This is a genomic window from Marivibrio sp. (genome assembly GCF_040218065.1).
Lineage (GTDB): Bacteria > Pseudomonadota > Alphaproteobacteria > UBA8366 > Aestuariispiraceae > Marivibrio.
Window position 1 is genome coordinate 38088 of sequence record NZ_JAVJQE010000015.1, and the last position, 16400, is coordinate 54487.

The following is a 16400-nucleotide window of genomic DNA, read 5'->3' on the forward strand; positions in this document are numbered from 1 at the left end:
GCCGCTCAGCGCTGCAGGGCGGCCTGGTCGACCCAACCGACGTAGCGGGCGTTCTCGGTCAGCAAGGCGAAGCCGTTCTCGGTCAACGCCACCACCTCCACCGCCGTTCCGGCGACAAGCGTGCGGGCCGTCGGCGCGCCGCTGCGCGGGGCGGTCAGCGCGGCCGTGTCCGCGAGCAGCGTCGCCGGCTCGTCGCCCGGGCTCAGCTGATAGCGGTCGGCCGCGGCGGCGCGGCGCGCTTCTTCCGCGGCCAGACGCTCGGCGATCTCAGCCTCGCTCATCCGCGTAAGCGCGGCTTCATGCACCCACCCCTCGACGCCGGCCGCCCCGTCTTCGGGCGCGATGCGGATCCATCCGTCGGGCAGTCGGCCGCTGGCGCGATAGACCGCGCCCAAGCCGATCGAGCCCAACCGATCGCCCTCCGTGGTTGGGAAATCCCGAATCGCCGCCCCGTCCGCCTGGCCGCGGTAGAAGCCGGTCAACGGCTCCATCGACGCGGCGATGCGCGCGCGTTCCGCCTCGGCCACGGCGATCGCCTTTTCGCGCGCCGCCCAGGCCTGACGAAAGTCCGAATCCAACGCCGCCACCAACTGGCGCGCGCTGTCGGCGTGGGCGTGCTGCATGGCGAGCTGCATGCGGGTCAGGCCGGCGAAGCTCGTATCCTCGCCCTTGGAGACGATCGTCTTCTCCATCAGCGTCTCGCCGTCAGCATCGATCAGGGCGTACTCGTAGGTGATCTGAAAGACCGAGGGGCCGAAGGCGGACGGGCTCAGGTCCTCCCACTTGGTGAGTTCGCCGTGCAGGCGCAGGGTCTCGCTTCCCTGAACCGAGAAGGCGTTCGCCGCGGCGAGCCACTGCGCCAGCTGGGGCGCATAATCCTGCGCCGTGAGGCCGACATAGGGCAGCCAGCCCGTCGCGTTCTCGCCGAAGGCGGCCGGGTTCCACGGCGCGACCGTGACGTCGACGCGCTCGACGTCGGCTGCGGGCTCGGCGATCGGGGCCGGGGCGACGGCCGCAACCTCGTCATAGAGGACGAAGGGCTGTTGCTGCGGCTGACAGGCGCCGAGCAGCAGCATGAGACCGGCCGGCGCCGCGAGGCGCAAGAAGGGGGTGCGCAAGGTGACGGTCATCCTCCTCATCCCTCCGCCGGACCGCCGCTGCCGGGGGCGCGCGGCGGAATGTCGCTGGGATCGTCGCTGCGGGTCCAGGCGATCGCGCATCCCTCGGCGCCGGCGTAGCGGAAGCGCCGCTCCGAGCCTTCGAGCGGCGCGCCGTCACGCCCGAACAACCGCACCCGGCCCTCGCCGGCGGCGGCGGGCAAAGGCAGCGTCGCCAGCTTTACATCGCCGGGCAGATTGTCCCAGGTGCGCACGTCCGCCTCGGCCCGCGCGGCCTTGGCGCTCTCGTCGGCGACCGCGCCGGCGATCATCAGCAGCGCGCCGACCATGGCCGCATCGGAATTCCCGCCCATCAGTCCGGCGGCGGCGGAGACCCCGCCGGCGGTGGAGAGGGCGTCGCCGGTCGCGTCGAGAGTCTCCTTGAACTGAGCCTTCTGGCCCAGAATGTGGTCGACCTGCCGGCCGCCGCGCGTCGAGGCCTGATAGAACAAATCCTCCGCTTCGGGCGCGATCGCGGTGTGGTCGCCGACCGTGAACTCGGCCAACAGCGCCTCCTCCTGCGCGCCCGGCGCGAAGGTCAACTGCTCCTGATAGTCGCCGGCGGCCTGCTTAATCGGGCCTTCTCCGCTCTCGCGCACCAGCAAGAGGCCGTGGTCCGACTGCGGCAGGATCAGCTCGGCGTTGTGCTTCAAGGCTTCGGCGAAGGCGTCCTCCGCCAGTTGCGCGTCGCCGTTGCAATGAGACGCCCAGCCTTCGAGGTAATAGAGCAGCGCGAAGTCCGCGCGGTCCTGATCCTCCTCCGCGAACGCATCCTGAAGCTGGCCGCCTTTGAAGCTGGCGCGCGCGTTCTGGTAGTCGCCCTCGCGCAGATACAGCAGGCCCCGATAATAGTAGGCCATGGCCCGCTCGTAGGGTTCACCCTTGAAATCTTTGGCGTTTTCGCGAACCCAGACGCTGCGCGCCTGCTCCGCCTGGGGATTGTCGGCGTAGATCGTCTCGATGCCCGCCAGCGCTTCGTCAAAGGCGCGTTCGGCCGCCTCATACTCGCCCAGGCCGAGGGCGGCGGCGCCGATGCGCATGTTGTTCAGCACCTGATTGCGGCGGCCCTGGCGCATCAAAACTTCGTAGAACGGCTGCAACGCCTCGGGCTTGTCGGCCAGGAATTGCTGCAGCTGCGCCGGCTCGACCGCGACTTCCTTTTCGTGCTCCTGCAACGCCTGCTCGTTGGTCACGCACCCGCCCGCAAGCAGCCCGCCGGCCACCGACGCGACGCACGCCGCCCTGCGCCAGGCGCCGCCGCGGGCGCCCGCTTTTCCAAATCTCATGAAAGACGTCCCCTCAGACCCGAACCGCTTCGACGACGCGGCCGCTTCCCCGGCGACCGCATCCCGCACCGCGCTATTAGGGCGCCGTTCGGGGCTTCAAGGCAAATGGATTTCGCGCGCGGGGCGCCCGCCGTCGGCGAGAGACGCCACGTTCAGTCGAACAGCTTGTCGATGTCTTCCTGGCTGATCTTCTGATCGGGCGCGGCGCTCGGGCCGTCGAGGATCTCGCCCTTGGGCGCGGTCTCCTCCGGCGCCGCCGGCGTCGCGTCCGCGAAGGCGGCGTCGCCGCCCCAGATGTCCATCATTCGCGCGACGCGCTCGTCGATGAACTCCATCGTCTGCACCACCCGGGTGATGCGTTGGCCGGTGATGTCCTGGAAATTGCAGGCTTCGAAGATCTGGGTGACGTGATCGCCCAAAGCGTCGGTCAATTCGCGCGCGGCCGGGTCGTCGGACTGGGCGGCGAGCCGGCCGCCCAGCTCCTCGATCGCCTCCGCCGCTTCGATGATGACGTCGGTCGCCTGCTCGGTGTCGCCCACCACGGCGCGCAGCGCTTCGCTGGCCCCGCCGATCTTGTCGTCCCCCCGCGGCGCCCGACGCAGCGAGACGATCTCTTCCTTCGTGCGTTGGATTGCGTCGGAGAGCTGCTGCAGCTCGCCGCGCAACGTTTCCGCCTCCAGGATCTGTTGCCGGAAGGCCTCGGCGTCGACCCCGGGCGCAGGCGCCGGCGGGGCCGGCGGCGCGGCGCTCTCCAGCGCGTCGAGACGCCCGCTCATCGCCTGCAGCGCGGCCATCACCTCCCGATGCCGGGCCTCCGCGCCCGGCTCGCCGCCGGCGGCGTCGTCGGGCGGCGCCAGGCCCTCAAGGCCGCGTTCGATGCGAAAGGGTTTACGGGTCTGATGGGCGCTCATCACGGACGTCATCCTCCCAGCCGGCGGGCGTCGTCGGGCGCCCGAGCAGTCCTCATTGCTGTCTGGGGCAGGATGATACCGCGCAAAAGGTTATCAATCGGCTAACAGCCGTTCGATTTCCCGGGAGAGTTGTTCGCGCTGGTCGGAGCCCTCCGGCAACGAGGCCGCGGCGCGCCGCAGATGCGCCTCGCCCGCGGCCCGATCGCCGGCTTTCAGCGCATCGAGACCGAGGAACCAGTTCGCCTCGACATTGTCGGGATCGAGCGCCGCGACCTTCTCCATCAGGGCGACCGTCTCCGGCGTCTGCGCCTCCCCGGCCATCGCCCGTCGGATGCGCGCCTCCTCGATCAGCAGGTCGACGCTCTCCGGCTCGAGGACCCGCGCGCGCTCGATCGCGGCCAGCGCCTCCTCCATTCGATCCAGAACGCGATAGCTGCGCGCCAGCATGGTCCACCCCTGCGGATTGTCCGGGTTCTGCTCCAGATCCGCGGCCAGCCCTTCCACCATGCCTTCAATCATGGCCCGACGCTCGTCCTCGCTCATCGCTTGCGCGGCGGCGACGTCCTCTTCGCTCGGCCCTCGCGTTCCGGCGAGCGCCTCCGGGACCTTGAGGTCGAGGCCGCGCCCGAGCTCGGCTAGGCGCGCGCGCGGGACGGGCGCCGCCTCGAACACCGTGAGCGCCCGGTCGAGCGCGGCCTGCGCGTCCGACCGCCGGTCCAGGGCGGCATAGCTGCGGATCAGGCGATCCCAGCCGTCGAGGTCCATCGGCTGGCGCTCGAGGCGCGCGGCCAACCCTTCGACCATGCCCTCGATCATCGCTTGGCGCTCTTCCGGGCTCATCGCCTCGGCGGCCTCGACCTGCTCGCGCGTGGGGCCCGGGGCGCCGTCGGCCGTGCGTTGGGCGACCTCGGGCGTCGGCAGCCTGTCTTCGATGTCGCGGTCGATCTGCTCGGCGGCGGCGCGGGCCCGCTGATTGATCGCCGGCAGGTAGGGCGCGTCCCGGGGGATCGCCTCGGCCATCGCGATCCAGCGCTCCATCGCGCGTTCGGCGCGTCCGGCCTGCAGGTCGGCCTCGGCCAGATAGTATTCGGCGCGCAAATCCTGCGGGTCCAGGCTCTTCGCCTCCTCGAACAGCGCCTGCGCGCGCGCCGTCACCACGCCGTCGGCGGCCATGGTCAGCGCCTCGCCGAGCTCGCTTTTCAAGGCGGGGCGGTTTTCCGGCGCCGCCTGCTCGAGAGCGGTTTCAAACGCCTCGACGGCGCTGTCATAGGCGCCGCGCGCCATCTGGGTGCGGCCCAGCAGGGTCCACCCGGCGGGGTCTTGCGGATTTTGCTGCAGCCGCCGCGCCAGCCCTTCGGCCGCGTCGGCCAGGCTCTGATTCTGCGCGCCCGCCTGCGCGCCGCCCCCTTGGGCCAGCGCGGCCCGCTCGCGCTCCAGGTCGCGCTCGGCCAGCGGCCGATCGGGCGCCCCCGGAACCCCGAGATAGAGATAGAGACCGAACGCCGCCGCGGGCAGCGCCATCGCCACCGCATAGGGAGTCAGGCGGGCCGGCGCGCCGCCGCCGGCCGTCCCGGTCCCGGACGCGCCGGCGATCCCGGCGCCGGCCGCTTTGCGCCGACGATCGGCGTCCAGCAGCCGCCGGCCGATCTCGGCGCGCGCCGCGTCCGCCTCTTCCGGCGACAGTTGGGCGCGCGCGGCGTCGCGCTCGACCTCTTCGAGCTGGCTCTTATAGACCTCGATGTCGTAATCGGCGGCCGCCAAGGCCTGCTCGCGCCGCTTGTCCAGCAACGGGCGCAAGACGGCGATCAGCGCGATGGCGGTCAAGCCGCTGACGACGGCCCAGAACATGATCATGGAAGATGAAAGCCCCTATGCCCGGCCGCGCTTCAGCTGCGCCCTGATCGATCCTCGTCGCGGCCGCCGTCTGACAGCAGCCGCTCGATGCGCGCGCGCTCGTCCGCGCTGAGCGCCGCCTCGCCCGCAAGGCCTGTCGCGGCCTCGCGCTGGCGGCCGCGGTACCACAGGACGATCGCCCCCGCCCCGAACAGCAGCAGCAGCGCCGGCGCCCCCCACAACAGAAGCGTCGACGCCGTCACCGGCGGCTTCAAGAGAATGTACTGCCCATAGCGGTCGACCAGGAAGCTCTTCACTTCGGCGTTGCTGTCGCCGGCCTTAAGGCGTTCGCGCACCAGCACGCGCAGATCCTGGGCGAGTTCGGCGTTGCTGTCGTCGATCGACTGGTTCTGGCAGACGAGGCAGCGCACGTCCTTAGAGATTTCGCGCGCGCGCTCCTCCAGCTTGGGATCGTCCAGCACCTCGTCCGGCTGCACGGCGCCGGCGGGCGCGTCCGCACCGCCGACGAGACCGACGGCCAGCGCCGCGGCGAGCAGGCATCGGCGCAGGATCCCGCAGGCGGTCATGAGCGCAACTCCTCCAACAGCGGCAGGATGTCGTCTTCCATGTGGCGGGGCGTGATCGGGCCGGTGCGCTTGTAGCGAATGCGTCCGTCGCCGTCGAGGACGTAGGTCTCCGGCACCCCGTAAACCCCCCAGTCGATGGCGACGCGGCCGTTCTGATCGACGCCGATCTTGGTGTAGGGGTCGCCCAGCTCCTCCAGGAAAGCCTTGGAGGCCGCGGGATCGTCCTTGTAGGCGATGCCGTGGACGGGCGCGCCCGTCTCTTCGGCGAGGCGCATCAGCATCGGATGCTCCGCCCGACAGGGCACGCACCAGCTGGCGAAGACATTGACGATGGCGGGGCCGCCGCCTTTCAGATCCGCGGTCGAGAGCCCCTCGCCCCCGTCCCACAAGGGCGGCAGCGCGAACTCCGGGGCCGGCCGATCGATCAGCGCGGACGGCACCTCCATCGCGTCGCGGCCGGACAGCAGCTGGGCGGCGAAATAGCCCGCGACGCCCAGAAAGACCGCCAGCGGCAGCAGATAGACGAGACGTTTCATGTCGCGACCGCGCGCCCCCTCATTCCGCAGGGTGGGCGGCCGGCTGAGCGGCGGCGTCGGCGCGCGCCTTGGCCGCGTCGCCCCCGCCCCCCGACGTCGAGCCGGTGCGCACCGGCGCGCCGACGCGCAGCCTTCGGTCGCTGAGCGACAGGAAGCCGCCGATCACAAGCAGGGTCGAGCCGAACCAGATCCACGGGACCAGCGGCTCGCGGTAGAGCCGCACGGTCCAGCCGCCGTCGTCCGCCGGCTGGCCGAGCACGGCGTAGAGGTCTCCGCCGAAATCTGAGCGGATGCCGGCCTCGGTCGTCTCCTGGCCGCCCGCGACATAGCGCCGGCGCTCGCCCGCCAGCGTCGTGATCTCTTCACCCGTGTCGGCGTCGAAGACGGTGAAGGTTCCGCGCTCGGCCCGGTAGTTCGGGCCGGCCACCTGCTCCACCCGGTCCAACTGGAAGACGTAGTCGCCGACGGGGAAACGGTCCCCGGGCTTGCCCGACGCAATCGTCTCGACCGTCATCAACGAGGCGCCGGTGACGCCCGCCACCAGCACGGCGACGCCCAGATGCGCCGTCGTCATGCCCCAGGCGGCGCGCGGCAGGCCCGGCAGGCGCCGGATCGCGTCGGCGACCGAGACCCGCGTCGTCGGGCGCACCCGCGCCCAGAGCTGGGTCATGGTCGCGGCGAACAGCCAGACCGCGAAGGCGAGCCCGAGGAGCGCCAGCGCGTTGTCGCCGGCGTAGAACAGCGCGATCGCCGCCGTCGCGGCGGCGGTGAAGACGCTCGCCGCCGTCAGGCGACGCATGACGCCCGGCAGATCGCCCCGCTTCCAGGGCATCATCGCCCCGATCCCCAGCGCGACCACGAGAACGCCCATGATCGGCGCGAAGGTGAGGTTGAAGTAGGGCGGCCCGACGGAAATCTTGTCACCCGTCAGCACCTCAAGGAACAGGGGATAGAGCGTGCCGATGAAAACCGTCGCCGCCGCGGCCGAGAGCAGCAGGTTGTTGAGCACCAGCGCCCCCTCCCGGCTGATCGGCCGGAACATCCCGCCGCCCTTCAAGGCCGGCGCCCGCCAGGCGTAGAGCGCCAGCGAGCCGCCGATCGCGATCACCAGCAGCAGCAGGATGTAGAGCCCGCGATCCGGATCCGTCGCAAAGGCGTGGACGCTGGTCAGCACGCCCGAGCGCACCAGGAACGTCCCGATCAGGCTCAGGCCGAAGGCGATGATCGCCAGCAGGATCGTCCAGCTTTTCAAGGTGTCGCGCTTCTCCACCACGATGGCCGAGTGCAGCAGCGCGGTCGCCGCCAGCCAGGGCATGAAGCTCGCGTTCTCGACCGGGTCCCAATACCAGAAGCCGCCCCAACCCAGCTCGTAATAGGCCCACCAGCTGCCAAGCGCGATGCCGGCCGTCAGGAAAATCCACGCCAGCAGCGTCCACGGCCGAACCCAGCGCGCCCAGGCGGCGTCGACCTTGCCCTCGATCAGGGCGGCGACGGCGAAAGAGAAGACGATGGAGAGCCCGACATAGCCGACGTAGAGCATCGGCGGGTGGAACGCCAAGCCCGGGTCTTGCAGCAGCGGGTTGAGATCCCCGCCCTCAAGCGGCGGGGGAAACGCCCGCTCGAACGGGTTCGAGGTGAACAGCATGAAGGTGAGGAAGCCGAGCGTGATCAGCGCCTGCACCGAAAGCGTGCGCGCCTTCAGGCTGGGCGGCAGATTGCGGCCGAAGACGGCGACCAGCGCCCCGAACAGCGCCAGCACCAGGACCCACAGCAGCAGCGAGCCCTCATGATTCCCCCACACCCCGGAGATCTTGTAGAGGATCGGCTTCAGCGAATGCGAATTGTTGATGACGTTCACCACCGAAAAATCACTGGTGAGATAGGCGTAGGTCAGCGCCGCGAAGGAGACGCCCAGGACGCCGAACTGCACCAACGCCGCCGGCGCCGCCGTCGCCATCATGGCCGCGTCGCGTCGCGCCGCGCCCCACATCGGCAGCACCGATTGAATGAGCGCGACCGCCGCCGCCAGCGCCAGCGCGAAATGTCCGATCTCAGCGATCATGCTTTTGCCTCTCGTCCCAACGACCGGCGGTCACTCGGCCGCCGGGGCGTAGCCCGCCTCCGGCTCGATACCGTCTCCCGGGCCGTCCTCGCCGTGTTTCCAAGTGCCCGCGCGCTTCATCGCCTCGACCGCCTCGGGCGGCATATAGGTCTCGTCGTGCTTGGCCAGCACCTCATCGGCGACGAAGATCCCCTGATCGTCGAGCGCGCCGAGCGCGACGATCCCCTGCCCTTCGCGGAACAGGTCGGGCAGCAGGCCTGCGAAGCGCACGCGCACATCGGCGGCGTTGTCGGTCACCGTGAACCAGACCGCGCCCTGATCCTGCGCGCCGCGCCGCTCCACCGAGCCGTCCTTGACCAGCCCGCCCAGGCGGAAAGTCTGGCCCTCGGCCACCTTGCCGGCCTCGACCTCGCTGGGGCCGAAAAAGAAGACGACGTTGTCGCGGAAGGCGAACAGCATCAACCCGACCGCCGCCAACAGGAACACGACCCCGCCGGAGACCAGATAAAGCCGCGTCTTCTTGCGCTTGCGCGCGCCGCTCAGGCCCGTACTCGCCATCTCTCTCCTCTTACGCCTCGTCGTGCTTCTCGGCGCCGCGGCGCGCCGCGCGCTCGGGCTCCAGCGCCGCCAGCTCGCGCTCGCGCGCCCGAGCGGTCAGGACGCAGCCCGCCACAAGCGCGAGCAACAGCGCCGCGGTGAAGCCGTAGGCGGTCCAGACGAAGAAGCCGTGCTTCCCCATCGCCCAGAACTCGGCCGTGAACAAGAGGTCCAGCTTCATCCGCGCGCGCCCTCCGTCGCGGCCGCGTCGCCGCCGTTCCGCCGCGCGCGGCGGTCGGCGCGGCGCGCCACGCCGCTGCGGATCGCACGCAGGCGGACCTTCGCGAATTCGCCTCTAAGCCGCACGACCATCAGCCACAGGAACAGGCAGGTGAAGAAGCCGAACATCAGCAAGAGCGGCGTCAGCATCTCCGCCGGCATCGAGGGGCCGTCGCGGCGCATCAGCGTCGATTGCTGGTGCAGCGTGTTGAAGAAGTAGACCGAGAATTTGATGATCGGGATGTTCACGATCCCCACCACGGCCAGGATCGCCGCCGGCTTGTCGCCGCGCGCCGGATCGTCGAAGGCGTTGGCCAGCGCCATGTAGCCGACAAACAGGAAGAACAAGATCAGCATCGAGGTCAGCCGCGCGTCCCAGACCCAATAGGTCCCCCAGGTCGGCTTGCCCCAGACCGCGCCGGTGACCAGGCAGATCAGCGCCAGCGCCGCCCCGATCGGGGCGGCCGAACGCGCCAGCAGATCGCCCAACGGATGCTTCCAGATCAGGAAGGTCGCGCTGCCCAACGCCATCGCGATATAGGCCCCTTGCGACAGCAGCGCGGCCGGGACGTGGATGTAGAGGATGCGCACGGTGTCGTGCTGCTGGTAGTCGGGCGGGCTGTCCAACAGCGCCTTGTAGAGCCCGACCAGCAGAAAGCCGAGGGCGCCGGCCAGCAGCCAAGGCTGCAGCCGGTCGGCGACGCGCATGAAGCGGCCCGGATTGGCGAAACGGTGCATCGACTTAACGCGCCTCGACGTCTATCCCGGCGGCCTTTTGATCGCGCCGCCTGTCCCAAAAACTGTCAACATCATAAGACAGCTACGCCGATTTGGACAGTCAAACCGGTCGTCGCGTCCCGCGCCGGACGCTCACAATCCTATGATTTAAAACCCGAGCCGCACGGCGCCAGAAGAATCGGTCCGGCTCAACCCACGCTGTGCCGAATCGCCGCAGCCGCGGCCCAAGGACAGAGCGGAATCGCGGCCGCCAGCAGCGCCGCCAGATAGAGGAAATGCGGCTGCACGGTGATCTGCGTCAGATGCGCGTCGACCGCCGTCACCCCGAAGATCAGCACCGGAATGTAGAGCGGCAGGACGAGCACCGCGATCAACAGCCCCGCCTTGCGCGCGCCCAGCGACAAGGCCGCGCCGACCGCGCCGATCAGGCTCAAGGTCGGCGTCCCAAGCGCCAAGCCCGCCAGCAGCACCCAATAGCCCTCCGCCGGCAGGTTCAGCATCACCGCGATCAGCGGCGCGATCGCGATCAGCGGCACGCAGGCGGTCAACCAATGGGCGGTCGCCTTGGCCAGCACGATCACGCTGAGCGGCGCGGGCGCGAGCGCGAGCTGCTCCAGCGAGCCGTCCTCGAAGTCGCTTTGGAACAGCCGGTCGAGGGAGAGCATCACCGACAAGAGCGCCAGGACCCAGATGATCCCGGCGGCGAGCGTCGCCAGCACCTGCGGATTCGGCCCGACGCCGAAGGGAAACAGCGAGGCGGCGATCACGAAGAAGCCCAGGATCATGCCCAGATCCGTGCTCTGTCGGAGCGCCAGCGTCACGTCGCGTCGCAAGACGGCGAGGAAGGTGCGCCCGATCATGGGGCGGCTCGCGTCAATAGCCGAAACAGATCCGCGTCCTGACGAAAGTCAGGACCCAGGGCGGCCTGGCTTCGCCGGCGCGCAGCGCGCCGGACCCTGACTTCCCTCAGGGATTGGGCCGGGGTCGATCTGCCCGCAGGGCAAGAGGGCGGACGCGCCGCCATCACGCGGCCTCCGCCTGATAATCGCCGATATCCAGCGTCTGCGCGCCCGGCATGGCGAGTCCGCCGTGCGTCGAGGCGACGACGATCCCGCCGGTCATGCGGTGGGTCTCGATCAGCCGCTCCACGATCGCGACCGAGGCCGCGTCCAGGCCCGTCGTCGGCTCGTCCAGCAGCCACAGCGCGCGGCGCTCCACCACCAGACGGGCGAGCGCGACGCGGCGTTTCTGGCCGGCGGAGAGCTCCGCCCCGCGCACCGCGGCGAGGCTGCGCAGCCCCAACGCGGCGAGCGCGTTGTCGACCGGATCGGCGCTGCCCAGCAGGCGCGCCCAGCTCGCAAGCGTCTCGCGCACGGTGAAGGCGGGCTTCACCGCGTCGAGATGGCCGACGAAGGCGAGGCGCGCGCGGTGCGCCTCCATATCCTCGCGCACATCCGCGCCGCCCCAGGCGACGGCGCCCGCCAGCGGCTCGATCAGCCCGGCCAACACGCGCAGCAGGCTGGACTTGCCCGACCCGTTGGGGCCGACCAGCATCAGCGCCTCGCCGGCGGCGAGGCGGAAATCGAGATCCTCAAACACCAGCCGGCGCCCGCGCAGGCAGGTCAGGCCTCGCGCCTCGAATGTCGCATCCTCGCCCATGGCCGGCAGTTGATCCGCGCCGCTTGGCGGCGTCAAGCGCAAGGGAGCGGAACGCCGCGTCGCGCGCGCTAGCGCCGTCCGATCGCCGCGGCCTTGACCGCCCCGTCAGGCCCCGCCTGCAGCCACGCGGCGATCCCGCCGTCGCCCGCCAGCGCGTCCGCCGGGAGCGTCAACGTCTGCGTCCCGCCGCGCCATCGGGCCAGCACCTGCAGGCTGCGCGCCACATGGGCGTTGACCAGCCGCGCGCCCGCGTTCTCGCCGCGTTTGACCGCGGTCTCACGGCGGGCGTCGAACCCCGCGGCGAACAGTGTGAGCGCCGCCCGCGGCGCCGGCCCGTCGATGGCGATCCGCCAGCCGGTCGGCGTCCGCGCGATCGCAAGGCGCGGCGCGTCCGCCGGGCGGGCGGCGCGGGCCTCGGCGATCGCGGCTTCGACGGCCTGCGGGCGCGAGCCGACGACATGGGTCCGGCCGTCGACGATCATCTGCGGCGTGTAGACTGTGCGCTCCGCCATCGCGCGGGCGTAGGCGCGCTGACGCGCGGTGAAGGCGGGATCGGCGAACGGGTCGCGCCAGCCGATATAATCCCAGTAATCGACATGCAGTTCGAGCGCGACGACGCCCGCGCGTTCGGCCAGCTCGTCGGCCAGATAGGCCTCCGCCGGCGGGCAGCTGCTGCAGCCTTGGCTGGTGTAAAGCTCGACCAGCACCGCCTCCCCGGCCCGCGCGGCGGGCGGCCCCGCCAGCAGCGGGATCAGGAGGAGGGGGAGCGCGAGGAGGCGGTGCATGGCCCGTCTCTTCTAGCGCGCGCCGGCGCTCACCGGCGAATCACGAACCGGTGACGGCGGCTACGCCGCCGGCCGCGCCGCGGGCGCCGGCCCGTCCAGACGCTTCACCAGCGTCTCGTTCCCCTGGTCCGGGTCGCGCGGCACCAGCAACGCCAGCGTCAGCGACACGGCCGCCATGCCCGCCCCGATATAAAAGACGAGGCCCGGATCGTTCAGCCAGATGAAGCCGAAGGCCGCCGGAATGCCGACGGCGGCGATGTGGTTGATGGTGAAGCTGACCCCCGCCGTGCCGGCGATGTCCTTCGGGTCGGCGATCTTCTGGAAATAGGTCTTGATGGCGATCGCAAAGGCGAAGAACAGGTGGTCGACGATGTAAAGGCCGGCCGCCCACAGATGATGATCGACCAGCGCGTAGCCGCAGAAGACGCCGATCAGCCCGATATATTCGATGATCAGCGCGCGGCGCTCGCCGATGCGCGCGATCAGCCGGCCGACATAGGGGGCGATGAAGATGTTCGCGATCAGGTTCGCCATGTAGAGCAGGGTGATCGCGGTGACGTCGTAGCCGAACTTCTCGACCATCAGGAACGCGGCGAAGACCATGAAGATCTGCCGCCGCGCGCCCCCCATGAAGGTGAGCGCGTAGTAGAGCCAGTAGCGCCGGCGCACGAACAGCGTCTTGGTCTGCACCTCCGGCCCCTCGTACTGCGGATAGAAGGCCTTGCAGAAGACCGCGACCGCCAGCGTGAACAGGCCGGCCGCGAGATAGAGCGGCTCGTAGCCGAGCGACAGGCCGAGCCCGCCGAGCGGCAGGCCCGTCACCTGGCCCAGCTTGGTCAAGAGCGCGTCGTCGAAGGTCAGCATGATGACGACGAAGATGCCCAGCGTGCCGGCCGAACTGGCCATCAGCTGGCGCGAGAGATGCTGGGCCGCGCGCTTCTTCTCGATCAGCTGGAGCGTCAGCGACTGGTTCATCGTCTCGTAGTAGTGGAAGCCGACCGACATGATGAAGGTCGTGGTGTAGAGCATGATCTCGGTCGGGAAATAGCCGGTCATCGCCGTGCCGATCCCGAGCAAGGCCAGCGAGACGAAGGCCAGGTTCTGCTCGCGGATGAAGGGCAGCAGGAAGATGGCCGCGAAGCTGAGGAAGCCCGGGATCTCGCGGATCGACTGAAGGAAGCCGATCTCCTTGCCGGTGAAGGCCGCGCGTTCGACCGCGAAGTTGTTGAGCAGCGCGAACCAACCGTGCAGCGAGACGGCCATGGCCATCGCCATCAGGACCAGCATCGCCTCGGGGCGGCGCCAATAGGCCAGCGTGAGGAAACGGGGGGCGGTCATCGGATCGGGGTTCCTGAAACGCGCGGCGCGGACCCGCTCTTCTTACGCCCTCGCCGCCGATCCGTCGAGCGGGAGGGGGCGGCGGGCCGTCAGCGGCGCTCCGGCCCGTCCGACCGGTCCGCCTTCAGGTCCGCCACCTCGCGGCGCAGCGCCTTCAACTCGGCCATGATCTCCTCATGCTCGCCGCCCAGCGCGCCGCGCAGCGCCTCGTCCTCGGCGGCGTGCTCGCGACTCATGCTGTCGACGACGATGGCGATGAACAGGTTCAGGACCGCGAAGGTGGTCAGCAGGATGAAGGGCACGAAGAAGGCCCAGGCATAGGGGAACTGCTCCATCACGGGCCGGACGATGCCCATCGACCAGCTCTCCAGCGTCATGATCTGGAACAGCGAGTAGAGCGACAGACCGATCGAGCCGAACCAGTCGGGAAACGCCTCGCCGAACAGCTTGGTCGCCATCACCGCGCCGATATAGAAGACCAGCGCCATCAGGGTGACGACCGAGCCCATGCCGGGAATGGCCCGCAGCAGCGCCTGCACCACCCGGCGCATCGAGGGGACGACCGAAATCAGCCGCAGCGCGCGCAGGATCCTGAGCGCGCGCAGCACCGACACGCCTTCGCCCGCCGGGATGAAGGTGATCGAGACGATCAGGAAGTCGAAGACGTTCCACGCGGACTTGAAGAAGCCCAGGCGATAAACGACGAGCTTGAGCGCGATCTCGACCACGAAGATCGCCACCGCGATCCGGTCCAGCGCCTTGAGGAACCCGCCCGCATTCTCCATCGCCGCCGGCCAGGTCTCGAAGCCCAGCACGATCGCGTTCAGCACGATCACCGCGATGATCGCATTCTGGAATCGCGCGGATTCGATGACGCTCTTCAAACGCTGCATGACGACGCGGTCCCCCAAAGGGCCTGTCCGGCCGATTCGGCCGGCCCGATCCGGCCGCCTGCTAGAAGGGGCGAACAAGCCCCTGCGTCAAGGGGCGAGTCGCCTCAGCCGCCGCGATCCGTTCGGCCGTCGCCCGGTCGCCGATGTCGGGATTGGCGGCGGCGCGCCGGCACAGCTCGGGATAGAGCGGCTCTTCGAGCCCGATCAGCGGCAGGCCGGTCGCGGCGCGGAAGGCCTCGAACGCGGCGGCGTCGAAGCTCTCGGGCGCGATCCCCCGCCCCGCCGCCCAGTCGACGGCGTCGACCTCCTGGCCCCAGTAGCCGACCTTCGGCGCGCGGGCCTCAGCCTGGACGGCCTGGACGTTTTCGATCTTCGGCTCGGCGCGATAGCCGCGCCAGATGTCGACGTAGAGGAAATCGACCGGCGGGTCGGCCGGATCGGGGCGCCAGGCCAGCAAATCGGCCTCGACGATGCGGAGCTTGGCGCGCTGGGGCCAGAGGTCGATCTCCGCGAAGCGCGGCGCGAGGCGAATGAGGGCGGAATCCCGCTCAACCACGGTGACGCGGGGCACCGCCGGCTTTTCAGTCAGCGCATAGGCCATCAGCGCGAGGCCCAGCCCGCCGACCAGCACATGGCCCTCGGCCGCCGCCAGATGCGGCGCCTGGCTTTCGATCTCCATCGGGGCGGTGGTCATCCAGGCCTCGCCGTCAGTGCGCATCAGCCCGAAGCAGAGGGCCGCGTGGTCGCGTCGGCGGGTGAAATAGCCGGGGCCGCCGATGTGGTCGCCGAACAGATGACAGCGCCAACCCTCCGCCGCGAGCGGCCGATAGGCCGGCATCGGGAAGGCCGGATAGGGCGGATCGATCTCGCCCGCCGGAGTTTCGGCCGGGAACGGCGGCGGCGGGCGGAAGGCGGCCGCGGCGCTCACGCGGACGCCTCCGCCGTCTCGACCGGCCGGCGCGCCGCGCCGATCGCGGGGTTGAGCGACGCGCGCCGGCAAAGATCCGGATAGGCCGCGCGCTCCAACCCGACCAGGGGCAGGCCGGTCTCCTCGCAGAACGCCGAAAAGGCGCCGGCGTCGAAGCCGTCGCGCGCGCCGCCCGCGGCCAGATGGCGGTCGACCGCGTCCAGCTCCTGACCCCAGTAGAAGGCGCGCGGCGCCGGGATCGCGCGGTGGAAGGCCTGCATCTGCGGGACCATCGCGTCCATCCGGTAATAGGGCCAGATGTCGACGAACAGGAAGTCGGCCGAGGGATCGCGATGGTCGGCCAGATCGCCCGTCACGATCTCCAGCTTCTCGGCGCAGGGCCAGCCGTCGATCTCAGCGAAGGCGCGCGCCATCTCGACCACGACCGGGTCCAGTTCGACCACCGTCACCCGCTCGACCGTCTCCTTCATCGCGATGGCGAAGGCGGCGAGCGCCAGGCCCATGCCGCCGACCACGACCCGACCCGCGGCGGCGTCGACGCCGGGGGCCATGCTTTCCGCCTCCATCGGGGTCAGGCTCATCCAGGTGACGCCGCCGCGCGCCAGCGCAAAGCACGCGTGGCGCACGGGACGCGGACCGCCGAAATAGCCGGGACAGACGGGCAGCAGGAATTTCGAGAATCGCCACCCCCCGGCCGCGCCGGCGTCGGCCGCGATCTCCCGATAGGGCGGGCAGGCGAACGGCGCGTAAGGCAGGCGCGGCAGGCCCGGGGCTGCGTCCCAGGACAGAACGGCGGGCGGATCGGCGAAGGGAGTCATCGGCGCGTCCTAAGCGGGTGCGGATATGCGTTCGCAACCTTATAGGGCGACGC

At 70.2% G+C, this 16400-nt stretch carries 17 protein-coding genes; all 17 read right to left on the reverse strand.

Annotated elements, in window-relative coordinates:
• Positions 1-5: 5 nt before the first annotated feature.
• The gene (locus RIB45_RS15985) at positions 6-1130 is read right to left on the reverse strand and encodes an SH3 domain-containing protein (protein ID WP_350051486.1); all 1125 of its coding nucleotides are present in this window, start codon (positions 1128-1130) and stop codon (positions 6-8) included.
• A 5-nt stretch (positions 1131-1135) separates the two neighbouring features.
• Positions 1136-2443, reverse strand: a complete 1308-nt coding sequence (locus tag RIB45_RS15990) for a hypothetical protein (protein ID WP_350051487.1) — start codon at positions 2441-2443, stop codon at positions 1136-1138.
• 152 nt (positions 2444-2595) lie between these two features.
• A complete protein-coding gene (locus RIB45_RS15995; RefSeq protein WP_350051488.1) occupies positions 2596-3354 on the reverse strand; it encodes a protein phosphatase CheZ in 759 nt (252 codons plus the stop codon).
• A 93-nt stretch (positions 3355-3447) separates the two neighbouring features.
• A complete protein-coding gene (gene ccmI, locus RIB45_RS16000; RefSeq protein WP_350051489.1) occupies positions 3448-5208 on the reverse strand; it encodes a c-type cytochrome biogenesis protein CcmI in 1761 nt (586 codons plus the stop codon).
• Between the two features lie 32 nt (positions 5209-5240).
• Positions 5241-5774 (reverse strand): cytochrome c-type biogenesis protein, encoded by a 534-nt coding sequence (locus RIB45_RS16005; RefSeq protein ID WP_350051490.1) that lies wholly within the window; start codon positions 5772-5774, stop codon positions 5241-5243.
• A complete protein-coding gene (locus tag RIB45_RS16010) occupies positions 5771-6310 on the reverse strand; it encodes a DsbE family thiol:disulfide interchange protein (RefSeq protein ID WP_350051491.1) in 540 nt (179 codons plus the stop codon). The genes RIB45_RS16005 and RIB45_RS16010 overlap by 4 nt, the downstream gene beginning before the upstream one ends.
• Positions 6311-6329: 19 nt before the next feature.
• On the reverse strand, positions 6330-8372 hold the full coding sequence (locus RIB45_RS16015) for a heme lyase CcmF/NrfE family subunit (protein WP_350051492.1): 2043 nt from the start codon (positions 8370-8372) through the stop codon (positions 6330-6332).
• Between the two features lie 30 nt (positions 8373-8402).
• Complete coding sequence (ccmE, locus tag RIB45_RS16020) at positions 8403-8930, reverse strand: cytochrome c maturation protein CcmE (protein ID WP_350051493.1); 528 nt, start codon at positions 8928-8930, stop codon at positions 8403-8405.
• A 10-nt stretch (positions 8931-8940) separates the two neighbouring features.
• Positions 8941-9150 (reverse strand): heme exporter protein CcmD, encoded by a 210-nt coding sequence (ccmD, locus tag RIB45_RS16025; protein ID WP_350051495.1) that lies wholly within the window; start codon positions 9148-9150, stop codon positions 8941-8943.
• The gene (locus RIB45_RS16030; protein WP_350051497.1) at positions 9147-9926 is read right to left on the reverse strand and encodes a heme ABC transporter permease; all 780 of its coding nucleotides are present in this window, start codon (positions 9924-9926) and stop codon (positions 9147-9149) included. The genes ccmD and RIB45_RS16030 overlap by 4 nt, the downstream gene beginning before the upstream one ends.
• Before the next feature lie 188 nt (positions 9927-10114).
• Positions 10115-10786 (reverse strand): heme exporter protein CcmB, encoded by a 672-nt coding sequence (ccmB, locus tag RIB45_RS16035; RefSeq protein ID WP_350051499.1) that lies wholly within the window; start codon positions 10784-10786, stop codon positions 10115-10117.
• A gap of 163 nt (positions 10787-10949) precedes the next feature.
• Positions 10950-11585 (reverse strand): heme ABC exporter ATP-binding protein CcmA, encoded by a 636-nt coding sequence (ccmA, locus tag RIB45_RS16040; RefSeq protein ID WP_350051500.1) that lies wholly within the window; start codon positions 11583-11585, stop codon positions 10950-10952.
• A 68-nt stretch (positions 11586-11653) separates the two neighbouring features.
• Positions 11654-12370: a DUF1223 domain-containing protein gene (locus RIB45_RS16045; RefSeq protein WP_350051502.1), complete on the reverse strand. Its 717-nt coding sequence runs from the start codon at positions 12368-12370 to the stop codon at positions 11654-11656.
• A gap of 60 nt (positions 12371-12430) precedes the next feature.
• On the reverse strand, positions 12431-13708 hold the full coding sequence (locus RIB45_RS16050) for an MFS transporter (protein WP_350051503.1): 1278 nt from the start codon (positions 13706-13708) through the stop codon (positions 12431-12433).
• A gap of 89 nt (positions 13709-13797) precedes the next feature.
• Positions 13798-14601, reverse strand: coding sequence for an ion transporter (locus tag RIB45_RS16055; RefSeq protein ID WP_350051504.1), 804 nt, complete (start codon positions 14599-14601; stop codon positions 13798-13800).
• A 61-nt stretch (positions 14602-14662) separates the two neighbouring features.
• The gene (locus RIB45_RS16060; protein ID WP_350051505.1) at positions 14663-15529 is read right to left on the reverse strand and encodes a hypothetical protein; all 867 of its coding nucleotides are present in this window, start codon (positions 15527-15529) and stop codon (positions 14663-14665) included.
• Positions 15526-16347: a polyamine aminopropyltransferase gene (locus RIB45_RS16065; protein ID WP_350051506.1), complete on the reverse strand. Its 822-nt coding sequence runs from the start codon at positions 16345-16347 to the stop codon at positions 15526-15528. The genes RIB45_RS16060 and RIB45_RS16065 overlap by 4 nt, the downstream gene beginning before the upstream one ends.
• Positions 16348-16400 lie beyond the last annotated feature (53 nt).